Origin of the sequence: Geobacter sp. (assembly GCA_009684525.1) — a bacterium.
GTDB lineage: Bacteria > Desulfobacterota > Desulfuromonadia > Geobacterales > DSM-12255 > Geoanaerobacter.
The window spans coordinates 1,078,867-1,092,333 of the sequence record WKKR01000002.1 but is presented as its reverse complement, the minus strand read 5'-3'; the positions used below and the strand labels follow the sequence as shown (position 1 = coordinate 1,092,333).

Below are 13,467 nucleotides of genomic sequence, written 5' to 3'. Positions count from 1 at the left end.
TTCTCGCCAGGCAAGTAGACGCAATAAGAGCGGGTCAAAGAAGAACCCGCTCTTATTGCGTCTGGGACAACAATCAGTGTTTATTGAATGGTGTAACTAGGTTGTGCATATGCCTGGAATGCACTCGTTGAACCAGTACTGCGAGCCCTAACCTGGACAACATATGTCCCAGCAACAGTCGGCGTCCAAACGTACGTGTTGGTGGTTGAGTACGCCTGCACCATCGTCCACGTACCTGCCGTGTCACGAAGCCAGAATTCATACTGTGGTAAATACCCACCGACCGCAGCCGCAGTAAAGGTTACGATTGTCCCCGTAGGCCTTGGGCTCGTCATGTTAGGCGTCAGGGTGACACTAGTTACTGCTACTGGTGCGGTTATCGTATAGCTGGGTTGTGCGAACGCCTGGAATGCGCTCGTTGAACCAGTACTGCGAGTCCTAACCTGGACAACATATGTCCCAGCAACAGTTGGCGTCCAAACGTACGTGTTGGTGGTTGAGTACGCCTGCACCATTGTCCACACACCTGTAGGATTACGAAGCCAGAATTCATATTGTGGTAAATACCCACCAACCGCAGCCGCAGTAAAGGTTACGGTTGTCCCCGTAGGTCTTGGACTCGCCACATCAGGCGTCAGGGTAACACTAGTTACTGGTGGTGGCGCCACCGTAACCGTCGTGGTAGCAGTCCCGACCCCACCGTTGGAATCGGTCACCTGCAGGGTCATCGTGAATGTCCCGATCCCGAGAACCGTCTTGAGGGTGTTGTAGGGGATGGTCGGGTTGGCGGTGAAGAAGTCGTACGCTCCCTTGTTATCCACGTTCCAGGCATAGGTGAGCGGCGTGGTGTTGCACGAATCGAGCGTGTCGGTCCCTGAACCGTTCAGGGTGACGCTGCCGCCAGGGGCAACGGTATACGGTCCGCCAGGGATTGCGGTCGGGTTGTGGTTGACGACCGTGACGTTGCTGGTTACCTGGGCTACTTCGCCGGTGCCGCTGTTTGTCACTGCCAGCGTTACCGGGTAGGTGCCAACCGGCAACGTGGTGCTGACGTTCTGGGTAAGGTAGTTGACGCCGTTGATCGTCCAGCTGTAGCCGGTGATGCTGCCGCTTGAGGCTGTACTGGTGCTGGTAAAGGTTATGGTTTCACAGAAGCCGATATCAGCGCCATTTGCCGATCCGGTAGCAGTGAAGCTGGCAGTAAGCGCCCCAGTAACCGCTACAGTAACCGGTGCGGAGATTGCCACCCCGCCCAGGCTGTCGGTCACCTGTGCCGTAATGGAATGATTGCCCTTTGCGACATTGCTCCAGACGAACTGGTACGGTGCAGCGCCCGGGGTCGTGTCTACGCCTATCTGGGTTGCGCCGTCAAAGAAGGCAACCTGGGTGATGTTCACGCCAGCCGGGATGCCGGCAAGCGTGGCTTCCAGTGTGATGGGGCCAGGAGCGGCGAAAGGACCGCCGTTGGCAGCAACGGTAACCGAAATCGGGCTGGCTACCGAGGAGAACGTGGAACCCTTGGCACTGAATGCCTCAATTTTGTAGCTGTATGCGGTGCCTGATACCGCAGTGGTATCAGTGTAGCTTGTGGCGTTGGCAAGAAGCTTGGCAGCATTGATCTTCGTGAAGTTCGTGCCGTCGGTCGAACGCCAGACATTGAAGCCGATCTCGCCGGCCGGGTCGCCATAGGTGGCAAACGAAGTGTAGATGACCGGAGTCGGGTCAACCCACGACAGGGAAACGGTACCATCCTGGTTGGTTGTCGCCGTCGAGGTGAATCCCGGAGGAGTCATGGCTGTATACTGGAGGACAATCGGACGCATCATGTCCATCTCCTCGTGGGAGAGGATATGGCAATGCCAGACGTATTCCCAGCCGAAATCGTACAGAATATTGGTTACTGCAGGAACCCGAGCCTGTCCCGTTACCCAGTCGACACTGTTGAAGCCCATGCCGGAGCCGATGGGGATGGCCGGATTGAGGGGACGCATGCTGTTGGGAATACCGAACGGCAATGCCGGGGCAACCGGACGAACAGCAACGATGGTATCCATCAGCGGGCTGATACGAACGGTATCTTTCCAGCCCAGTTCGTTGGGATCGGGCATGTAGATCTGGCCGTCCCAGGCAAGACGGTTGATCAGCTGAACATCGAAGATGTGGAAATGGATCGGATGGGTGTCCACACCGTTATGGGAAATGTTCCAGATCTGGGTACCGTCATCAAGGGTATAGAGGACATCCGCCTTGACCTTGACGATCCCTTCCGGTGAATTCTGGATGGTTTCTGTCGGAATATCGGAAAAACCGTACAGAATCAGGTTTGCGTTGTTGGTGCGCGGATTGGGGATCTCCATTGCCAGGTTGCCGCTCATGCGACCGTATTCGGGGTCGAATGAGGCGCCCATTTCGTCGTGAATCCCTTTCGGCTCCATGGGGACAATAACCGCTTTCCCGTCTATGGTCAGGAAGCTGAGGGAGTTTTCCAGCATGGAAGACCGGGTACCGCGCCACTGGCCGGCAACGGGGAAATAGGAATTCGGATAGGCATTCTGGTATGCGGCCTGACCGACGATGATCGGTTCCTGAGCGCGAGCGAACAGCGGCGCCCCAGTCGGGTTGGCTGCGGTGACAGGTGCGGCAGAGGTGAATTCCGCCTGAAGTGCTGCCTTGCTGAAGCTATAGGGCGTGCCCTGAACCGATGAACGCACCTTGATCTGCATGACAGTGCGAGTGTTCGGCCCCTTGCCGGGAAGCGTGCCGGTGCCGCCGACCCAACTGCCGGTTATCGGGTCATAGGTGCCGCCGGTACCAAATCCGCCGACATCCCGCTGGTCGGGAGCGCCGGTATAGTAGTCATAACGGACATCCAGAGCAGGCCACGCAGTCGGAGCATCGTTGTACAGGATGAGGGTCTGCCCCGCATACTGGCTGAAGTCGACAACGACATCGGCACGCTCGGCAGGCATCACGGCAAGGGAGGTATCCTTGACAACACCAACGGCAAATGCGGTCGGATCAGTGATATAGGTGATCGGCTGCGGCTCCCGCTCCACCAGATTTGGGAGGAACCCACTTTCAGTCCCGATTTGCAGCCATGTGGGCCCCCAGTTGCTGTATCTGCCGTCACCCTGGAGGGTACCAGGATCGGGAACGCCGCCTTCGCGGCCATCTGTCGGCCAGAGCGCCGGCCAGCCGGCAGTCGGGGCAGCAGAGACCATCTTGACTTCGGTGAGATTCGATTTCCGGCGGTTATCGGTATGGTAGACCGTGGGGTCTGCCTTGTACAACGACAGGTTCAGACCGCGGTCATTGTCAGCGTTCAGTATCCGGAAGCGGTACGCACGCGGATCGACTTCCAGCACCGGCAGAACCGTACCGTTCACGGTCATGGTGTCTAGGAACGCCTCCATGCCCATGGAGGGATGGGGAGTACCCGGTATGACCGGCGGCTGCCCCGGTGTGGTGCACTGGGCATAGATGAACGGATCTGTGCTGTCGCAATCCGGGTCATGGTAGGGGTTAGCGACCGGCCCATGCTTGATGACGGTGGGCGGGTAGAACCAGGGGCCGTACATCCAGCGGCCAAAGGGGTTCACGCCACTCAGATCAGGGTTGTACGGGTTCTGGGCAGGCATGTAGACATGCGGCAGCCACAAATCGCCGGTCACCGGCGGCCGGATGCCGTTTCCGTCAGGGGTACCGCTCCCCCAGTTCCAGAGGGGGTCCGTGATCCGGATCTTGGGAACGGTCTGGCCTGTTACCGGGTGCGTCGTGGGGGTGGCGTCGACAAAGGTTCTGTCCTGGATAATCAGGGGGATCTGGTCTGGAGGCAGAATGCCGCGAGTGATCAGATCCTGGTCCCACGTATCGGTGATCACGTATCCTGCTGCCATGCCGGCATAGACATTCAGGCGGGTGATGCCAAAGGCATGGTCATGATAAAACAACAGTCGGGCGCTCTGCTGATTCGAGTAGTAGAACGTCATGGAACCGTCGCCCGGATTGGGCATGTCCGGTACGTTCTGGACACTCACCCCTTGAGGATAGGGGGTGTTTTCGTTGGCAGGAGTAATCCACTGATGTGGTGTGCCGTCACTGATCCAGGGGGTGCGTCCGCCATGGAGATGGATGGTGGCGCGGTTCTGGGCGTAGCTCGCACAGGTGTTGCCATCAACCGTGTTGTCACAATCGGCGCCCGTTCCACGGGTTGCCCCCTGGTATGCCGGGCCTTTTCCTGCGCCCATGACCGAGGTATCCACCGGGATAAAAAGATCCCCGCCAGCTCCAGCCGGCAGTTTGTTGGTAAACTTGATCCGCACCGGGCGATCACGCTGGGCAACGATAATGGGCCCCATATAATGGATCGGCGCGACATCGTTACCAGCAGCATTAACCTGGACGTAGCCCCGCAACTTTGTGGGGTTGAGGTCGCTGTGCATTTTTTCGGAATATTCGCGCAGCTCAATGATGTAATAATCCGAGCCGGGATAGGTGGTGGTGTCCGGAACCGCCACGGGAATGCACTGCCCCAGATTGTTGGGGGTGGTGCAGCCGAGCGGGGCGAGCGTGTCGACAAATTTCGTCAATTGGGGGCTGAACGCCCAGTTGGCTGTGGTGTTGTAGTCGGGGACGGCCCAGTTGCCATTGGCATCTTTTGGACCGGTCGGGATGGCCAGGGGATTGCCCGCGAATGCGGTTACCGCCCACATGCAGAGCATTGCAGCGAGCAGGAGATTGCAGAATACTTTCGTTTTACGGTTTTTCATGGCCCCTCCTCGGCGTCTGGTCCTGTCCGGAATTATTCAAATTTGCTGGAGTCTGCAGCATGGTTCCGTGTTTTGCTTCATAGATTTTCTGCCGCTCCCGCTTGATGGCTTCTGCAGCTGCCCGCCGTTTTGCCGGCGTGATGCGCTCGGCCTGCTGACGCTTTGAACGCTCAGCCTTGGCAGCGACCTCAGGAGTCATCGGAGTTTGGCCTGCAAATACACTGCTGTACAATGTGCTCGCCAGCACTACAGCTAGACCCACTCCAATACTATTTCGCAGAGCTCTTTTCATTGTTACCTCCAGTCGTTGAGAGTGCAATTACTGCTGCCTCCATCTGAGCTATTGTATGAATGCTTGTGATACGGAATTTTTCCTACCAGGCAACTAGGCCTTTACACATTCTGTACCACTAATTTGATCAACAAATAACTATCTGGAAATAAAGCAATATATGAGTAATTAGTCTGACTTGGCCATGCCGAAGGGGTGCAAAAAAATTGACAAGTGGTTGTTCCGGAGGTGGAGGTTCAGATCAATGGATGACCCATTCGCTGACCGGCAGGATATCGGGTTGCGTGCCTTTCCCGAGTTGGATTATGTAGCATCCTTTTGAAGCATACCGTTGACCCGGCCCGAAACTGAATCGTTCATAGTCTCTGACAACCTGATCCATCTGCATGCTCATGACATCGAGCAGGTGATCCTGGTACTGGTTTTCGTAGAGCAGCTTGAGCCCTTGCAGAGCTGCCTGGAGAAGCATGGTTACAGTCCGGGAGGTTATCCTTCTGTCCCCGAAATCCTTGGAGGTGGTCAATATGGGGACTTTGGCGTCATACCCCTCCCGAGTGCCCAGATAAGGGGTGAGGCGATAGGGAAAGCTGAAGTAAACCCTGTCCCGCATCGCTTCGTCAACCTGCAGGGTCTTCTTCCCCAGGGCAGTCGAAGAGGCGAAAATGGGGACACGAGTATCCGCCCCCTGCGACAGGGCATTCAATGCGGGGAGTATGGCATCATCCCCCCAGAGAAGCAGAACTTTCGCTGGCTGTTCGGCCAGGATTCTCGCGAGCTGTCCGGGATCGGCAAACTGTTCTGCCGAAAGGGACAAAGACTGCACCGGGGACCGCCCCAGATCTTTCCAGCTCTGCAGAAAGCCGTCGGCCAAGGCCTTGCCCGTGGGCGTGTCCTGGACGATCTGCAGTATCGGCGCGGTGTCGTCAATACTCTCAAGACGGTTCAGATAGTTGGCTACGGCTTCGCCTTCTTGGAAATACCCTTTGTTGAAGTAATAGGTGTACCAGTCGTGTGTCGACACAACCGGAAAGTCGGTAATGGGAAAGAGGCAGGGAAGGCGACGCTCTTCGCAAAAATCGTGAACGGGCTGCCAGGAGCTGTTTGAAATCCCCCCCAGGACTGCAAAGACCGGGCCTTTTGCATAATATGCTTCAAGCTGCTTCCGCCAGCTTTCAGGCGGGCCTTTGAGTTCCCAGACAGCCAGGGACGCCGAACGGAAGGCATATTTCATGTCTATGGTCGGGGTATAGCCGAATTTGAGAAAGTCCCTGAACATCTCGACCTGACTGTTCGTGCCGTCGATGAATCTCTGCAGCACATCCAGCATGGCGGCACGGTCTTCGCTCTTCACGTCGTCGGTGACAATGGTGGCAAAGGCGAAGGATGACGGCGTCGCACCGGGAGAGATATCGGACGACAGCCGTTCGAGATACCTGACCAGAATCCCCATGTCCCGATCGTTCAACGGATACCGGGGCATCACGTCGTTGAAGACCTGCCCGGCGGGATCGACACCGAAACGTAGCGCTTTGGCGAGTGATTCCCTGGTATAGGCAGGTCGCTCGAGAACGGTTTTCGCATAGATATAGCGCCCGGTCTTGTCCACCACGTCCCCGAACGACGGTGGTCGCCGGTAGGGCTTAAACAGCTTGGCGCCGTTGGTCGGCGGAGTGACCACTCCGCCTTCGACCGAGCCGAGACCTGCGCGCAGATGGCAGCTGGCGCAGGAAAATGAGGTACTGTCGACTTCGACATCCCCACGGATGAATGCCTCCATGACCTTGCCGGAAGGGAGTATCCCCTCACGGTACATCCGTTCGCCAAGCCGCATGACATTGTCGTTTGAGACATCATCCGCAGGGGAAACGCCGGCCAAGGAGATCGACCCTGCAAGAAGGACGACAAGGGCCACTGCCACCACGCAGACGAGGTGACGGTATGCCGGCGCATGCCGAGTGAGCAGCCTCTGTAGGTGTTTGCCGCAAGTCGTCATCTGCCGACCGCCCACAGGTATTCATCGAGAAATTCGCGGGAGCTCATGATACCGAAAAGCCGCACCCAGGAGCCGTCTTTTCCGGTACGGATCAGGTTGATGGGATAGTGCGACATTTTGTCCGGGATATAGGCATTGAACGCAACCATGATCTTCGTGATATCCGCCCGGCTCCCGGTGAGGAAATCCCAGCCCGGTTTTGCGCGGAATCTTTTCAGATACTCCTTCATGACTTTCGGCGTATCGTTTTCAGGATCGATGGTGATCGAGATAAGGCGCGGTTGCGGCAGTCTGGCATCGAGCTTGTTCTGCAGATTGACGAAACCGGCAGAAAGCACGGGGCAGATCGTGGTGCATGTCCCGTAAATAAAGTCGATGATAACCGGCTGATTCACGTCGACAAGCTGCCGCAAACGGACCTTTTTGCCATCCTGATTGATCATGGTGACATCAGGCACGGTGTACCGTTCAACGGTGCGTTTGTATTTCTTGGTGTCAGCATGTGCCGGAGCTGCGAAAACAGCGAGCAGCACCAGCACGAGCAATAATCTCACCAGTTCTCTCAGGCTCTTGCCGTTGGGACAGTTCATTTATTTTACCGCTTTCGAGGTTTCTGCAGACGACGCAGGCTTGGAGAGACTCTCAGCCTTCTTCACCCCGACCAGTTCGACTTCGAAATCGAGAGTTGCGCCTGGAAGGATCATTTCACCCACGCCGTTATCTCCGTAGGCCAGGTTGGCAGGGCAGACAAACCGGGCCTTACCGCCGGGCTTCATCTTCTGGACACCTTCAGTCCAGCATTTGATGACTGCATCGAGTCTGAATTCCAGCGGTTTTCCCCGTTTGTAGGAACTGTCGAACTCCGTACCGTCGACCAGGGTGCCACGATAGTTGACCTTGACCGTGTCTGTTGCCGCAGGAGATTCCCCCTTCCCCTCCACGAGGGAAAAATAGACCATGCCGGAACTGGTCTTCACCGCACCCTTCTCCTGAGCGGCCTTATCGAGAAACTCTTTTGCCGCCGCTGCCTGTTTTTCACCAAGCTCCTTGCGTCGAGCCCTGGCCAATTCCTGGATTTTCGCATTATAGGCATTGAGATCTACGTCGCTCTTCTTGCCGTGATAGGAATCCTTGACCCCCTGGATCACCTGGTCGAATTCAGACTGGCTCAGATTGAAGACCGAAAGCGAGCGGTAGACATTCTGGCCGATGGCATGAAATACCCGCTCCTGCTCCGGATTGGCGGGATCTGCGGCAAAAACCGATGAAGCGGACAACAGTACCAGTGCAAGCGCAATAATTCTGTTCATTCGTCGAACCTCCTAAGAAAATTAATCAACTATCCAGGATAACACTCAGGTCTGGCACCCAAACTACGCAGTAACTATGCCATTTTACCCGAATTTTAAAAACTTCTGCAATTCAGTCAGTTGCAGGCCGAATCAACACCCTTGGCGCCAGAGAGGGTTGTCGCAAAAATTGCTGCCGCTGGCAACCAGCCTGACAACGCCCCACCCCTAAGCCGGCCCATCGGCATCTCCCCCTTTTTCGAGCAGGTTCGTCGACTCGTTTCTCAGCCGCTTGTTCAGACCCTGTCGCGATATCCCGAGCATCGATGCCGCTATCCCCTGGTTCCCCTTTGACCTCAGCATTGCCTCCGAGATCAGGTAATCCTCAACCTCGCGCATGGACGGGAAATGCCCGAACAGGTCCTCCAGCGGATTGCCTGCCGGAGGTCTCTGCTCGCCACGGCTGCGGGGCGTTCGTGCGCTGCCGATGGCACTGCTGAAACTCTCCATGGAGAGGACTCCGCTGCAGTGCCGGGCAACGGCATCATGAACCATCGCCTCGAGCTCCCTGACATTCCCCGGAAAGTCATAGGTTTGCAGCAGGGTAACCAGTTCTCCCGGAGGGGTCGGTTTCTTCTTGCCAAATGAAACGGCAGCCACCTCCAGAAAGTGGTCGAGCAGGGGAGCAATATCCTCGCAACGCTCGCGGAGCGGGGGAATGGTCAGCCGGTGCGCGTACAGCCGGTAATACAGATCTTTCCGAAAGCGTTTCTCCTCGATCAATTTCTGCAGATCGTGATTGGTCGCCAGGAGAACCCTCGCACTGCTCACGTTCGCGTTGTCCGAACCGACCGGATAGTACTCCCGTTCCTGCAGCAGCCGTAACAATTTGATCTGCGACTGGTCGTTCAGATCGCCGATCTCGTCAAGGAAAAGGGTCCCTTCTGCGGCCTTGGCAACGAGCCCCTCCCGGGCCTGATCGGCTCCGGTGAACGCACCCTTTCTATGTCCAAAAAGAGTATCAGAGAAGACCGTATCATCAAGTCCGGCCACATTGACCGCGACAAAGCCGCCTCTGCAGCCGCTCAGCGAATGCAGGGCCTTTGCCACCAATTCCTTGCCGACCCCCGTTTCGCCGCAGATCAGGATCGGTTGACGGGACGGCGCGATGACCTCCATATACTTGAACAGGTTATGCATCTTGGGGCTTGCGGTAACGATCGAGCTGAACGCCGCAATGTTCTCAATCTTTTCAGAAAAGAAACGTTCCCTGAGCGTATTGAGTTCCTGGTACATTGCCCGGTGTTCGATCGCCCGGCGGATGGTCGATGCAAGCCGCTCGGTCTCGACCGGTTTCACCAGGAAATCGAATGCTCCGGTCTTCATGCAGCTGACCGCGGTATCGGTTTCGTCTATGGCGGTCATGACCACAACCGGCGTGGAGGGATACTCGTTGGTGATCTCCGGCAGAAGATCAAGACCGCCGAGATGGGGCATGTTGAGGTCCAGCACGACAACACCGACGTCATGCTGCTGCAGGTAGCCCATCACCTGCCTGCTGTCGCTGATCGTCGCCACATTCGAGAACCCTTTGCTCATGAGCAGGAGCTGTGAGGCCTTGAGCAGTTTCAGCTCGTCATCCACCAGTAAAATGGGCGTCTCATTCATGCAGTGCATCTCCTTGAGCCGGCAGAACAGCTTCCGCAGCGGTATCGGCAATCGCCGGCAGGGACACATGTACTGTCGTGCCTTGCCCAGCCTGGCTGTAAACCTCAATGCTTCCGTGATAGGTCAGAACGATGGATCTGGTGATGGAAAGGCCGAGGCCGGTACCACCGGCATCCAGCTTCGTGGTGAAAAACGGTTCCATGATGCGCGCCTTCACGCCATCGGGGATTCCGCACCCTTCATCCGCAACCGTCAGGCAGACAGCCCGGTTTTCTTTATCATAGCCGGTCTTGAGGGTGATCCGCTGGGACCGGCAGGTCAGTGACTGCAGCGCGTTCATGACCAGGTTGACGATCACCTGCTCAAGCTGCTGGGCATTGCCTCGCAGTGCCGGGAGCTCTTCTCCGAGCTCGACAATGAAACTGTCGGTGTATTTGTTGATATGATGACTGAGAAGCTGCAGAGACGCCCGGACGGTCTGGTTGATATCCAGATCCCCCATGACGATGGCTCCCTGGCGCGAATAGCTTTTCAGGCTGCCGATGATCCCCTTTATCCTGCGTGCCCCTTCGGAAATGGCGGTAATCATCTCGGGGAGGGCCTCTTCGAGCCTGGAATAGGGAAGGCCCCCGAGCTGAAAGTCTCCGCGGCGGGCCGCTTCGTCCCTGAGCAACGGGTCGAGATCTTCCCAGATCCGGTAGAGCATCTGGGCATTGGCCATGATGTAGTTGTTGGGGTTATTGATCTCGTGGGCGATGCCGGCCACAAGCAGCCCCAAAGAGGTCATCTTGTTGGCATGGATCAGCTGCGACTGGATCGTGCGCGCCTCCTCCTCCATCTGCAATCTCTGGGTTATGTCCCGCAACGTGCAGTAGATTGCCTCGTCCCCCTGCAGTTTGATCACCTTCGCCCGCACGGAAACATGGATCTCGGCGCCATCCTTGCGGACGTTGATCATATGGTCGAACTGGGACGTCTGCGGCTCCTGCAACATGCATACGGCATGGATGAACTCATGGTACTCGTCCTTTGACCTGAAGACATTGAAGTGGAGCCCGATCAACTCTTCCCTGGAGTAGCCGTAGAGCTTTTCCGTGGTCGGGTTCACGTCGATGATGGTGCAGGTACCGGGGAGAAAGAGGATAATGGCATCCTCCGATTGCTCGAAGACCTTGCGAAACCGCTCCTCGCTCTCCAGGAGAGCGCTCTCGGCCACCTTCCGTTCATTGATGTCGATGATGATCCCCAGATACCCCGTTATGCCCTCATCCGAGCCCCTGAGGGCAGTGGCGCTCCCGAGCACCCAGTTTTCCCGGCCATCCGGGGTGCGGAACCGGTATTCAAGACTGAATGGCCTCCCTTCCCGGACCGATTCATACCACTCGTCCTCGATCAACTGGGCGTCATCCGGGTGCAATGCCGTGGCCCAGCCCCTGCCAAGGGCCTGTTCAGGGACTATCCCGGCAATTCGGCACCATTGCCGGTTGACAAAGATGCAGTTTCCCGTCGCATCGGTTTCAAAGATCCCCACTGGCGCGAAATCGGCAAGATTGCGAAACCGCTCTTCACTCTGCTTCAACTCCCTCTCGGCGCGAATCCTGTCCGTGCTGTCACTGAAGCTCCAGACCCGGCCGATGCTCTCGCCGTTGACCAACTGGGGCTGCGAATGCCGCTCGATGATCCTGCCATCGGCAAGAAGCAGGATGTCATGGGATATGGAATGCTGATCCCGATACAATTCCTCAACGCGGGTCCGGAAATCCGCAGGAACGGCCATGAGGCCGGACAGGTATTCGAACATCCCCCGGTAGTCGCGGTTTTCCATCAGGTTGCCGGGAATCCGGAACAGATCGACGAACTGCCGGTTGTACAACTGGATTTGACGATCCCAGCTGACGGCGAGAATGCCGTCGGCAGTTGACTGCAGCGTCGCTTCCAGCAGGGCATAGGACTTTTCCAGCGCCTGCTCCGCGACCCTGATCTTCGTCAGGTCCCTGACTATCAGGATCCGGACCCGTCGTCCGTTGTAGACTGCCTCGCTCGCCGACAGGGAGAGCGGAATCCGTTCGCCGTCTCCACGCAGCCCGAAACAGTCCAGGCGAACCACCGGTTTATCTGCATCAGCAGTCTCATGCGAACTGCCGAACAGCTCAGGGCTTCCCTCGGGGCAGGCAATGATGGTCTGGATCGGCGCTCCCACCAGTTGTTCGGCACTGCTGCCGAAAATGGACTCTGCTGCGGCATTGCACGAGGAGAGCCGGTTCAGCTCGTCAAGGATGATGACGGCATCGACGATCTGCTGTAAGAGATGCTCGAACTGGGCTTTTTCCGCCAGAGCCGCGGCACGCAACGGCCTGAACACAATCCACCAGATGAACGGGGCACTGAACAGGATGAGGAGGATGCTGTCCGCCAAGACCTGCGCCCAGGGGTCGGAATATGGCAGGAGCTTGGGCAGAAGCTGGTCGGCAGCAAACTCGATGACAAACACGAGGAGGATTACGGCGATGATTCTCGCCAGAAGTGCGAAAGCGGACAATTTGTCACTGTTGTGCCGGGGCTGTGGGATCATGACCGGCATTCCCGATGCGAAACAGCGCAACAAGTTTGACAACAGCTCATTTTGTTACAACGGTACGCCGCTCCGTGCATAAGCGCCTTTCGGGATCCGTAATCGGGGCAAGCGATCGATCTACGCCAGACAGAAGGATTTTGCAGCTCCCCACGCCTCTGCCACGGCGGAGAAATGGTCAGCACTTTTGCTTTGGCATCAGTTGTGCTGCAGAGTATTACGAAATCGTCAGACAGAGGCTCATCTCCTCGCAACGCAGAATACACATACATTCGACTCTTAAAATATATACCGCATAAGCAGAGTGCCAGCAAGGCAAGGGTACAACCAGCCATGGATCAGCCATCAATTTTCTCCTCGACACTCGGCCTTGCCACACCCTGGCAGATTACCAGGGTGGACGTATCTAAGGAACATCCACGGTTCGACATCTATATCAGCTGCAATCAATCCGTCTCCATGCCATGCCCCCTGTGCGGCCAGGACGCAACGATATGCGGCTTGGCCCAACAATCCTGGCATCACGACGATTTTTTCAGCAAGGACGCCTATCTGCATGTAGCCGTGCCCGTGGTACGCTGCAAAACCCCCTGTGGAGTACACAAGGTAAGAGTGCCATGGTCCCATCCCGGTTCGCGCTTTGTCCTCGTCAATGATCCATAAGACGCCGGAAAACCAGGGAGCGCCCCGTCGATTGACTTGTCGACCCATTTTGACTACTCTCGGGAACGACCTTACGCTTCAGCCACATCATTTGACACCCCGCCTTGATAGTCATTCCAGATATGTTATCTTGGTGGAGACTGTCCCGCTTTTGGAAAGTGCGGCTGAGTTGGACCATTTCGAACAATCGTGACGGCAGGATACCGGACCGCACGAGAGAA

General features: G+C 56.8%; 7 protein-coding genes. All 7 read right to left on the bottom strand.

What is annotated here, in order from left to right:
* Window positions 1–80: 80 nt before the first annotated feature.
* The 7 genes from GJT30_10925 to GJT30_10895 all read right to left on the bottom strand — a co-directional run bounded on the left by GJT30_10925 (window position 81) and on the right by GJT30_10895 (window position 12,592).
* Window positions 81–4,769, bottom strand: a complete 4,689-nt coding sequence (locus GJT30_10925) for a multicopper oxidase domain-containing protein (protein MSM40120.1) — start codon at window positions 4,767–4,769, stop codon at window positions 81–83.
* Window positions 4,756–5,061, bottom strand: coding sequence for a hypothetical protein (locus GJT30_10920; protein MSM40119.1), 306 nt, complete (start codon window positions 5,059–5,061; stop codon window positions 4,756–4,758). The genes GJT30_10925 and GJT30_10920 overlap by 14 nt, the downstream gene beginning before the upstream one ends.
* A gap of 241 nt (window positions 5,062–5,302) precedes the next feature.
* On the bottom strand, window positions 5,303–7,054 hold the full coding sequence (locus GJT30_10915) for an ABC transporter substrate-binding protein (protein MSM40118.1): 1,752 nt from the start codon (window positions 7,052–7,054) through the stop codon (window positions 5,303–5,305).
* Complete coding sequence (locus GJT30_10910; protein ID MSM40117.1) at window positions 7,051–7,644, bottom strand: SCO family protein; 594 nt, start codon at window positions 7,642–7,644, stop codon at window positions 7,051–7,053. Before GJT30_10910 ends, GJT30_10915 begins: the two co-directional genes overlap by 4 nt.
* Window positions 7,645–8,364 (bottom strand): FKBP-type peptidyl-prolyl cis-trans isomerase, encoded by a 720-nt coding sequence (locus GJT30_10905; protein ID MSM40116.1) that lies wholly within the window; start codon window positions 8,362–8,364, stop codon window positions 7,645–7,647.
* A 207-nt stretch (window positions 8,365–8,571) separates the two neighbouring features.
* Window positions 8,572–10,020 carry a response regulator gene (locus GJT30_10900; protein ID MSM40115.1) on the bottom strand — a complete coding sequence of 483 codons (1,449 nt, stop codon included), beginning with the start codon at window positions 10,018–10,020 and terminating at the stop codon, window positions 8,572–8,574.
* Window positions 10,004–12,592 (bottom strand): PAS domain S-box protein, encoded by a 2,589-nt coding sequence (locus GJT30_10895; GenBank protein MSM40114.1) that lies wholly within the window; start codon window positions 12,590–12,592, stop codon window positions 10,004–10,006. Before GJT30_10895 ends, GJT30_10900 begins: the two co-directional genes overlap by 17 nt.
* Window positions 12,593–13,467: the final 875 nt, after the last annotated feature.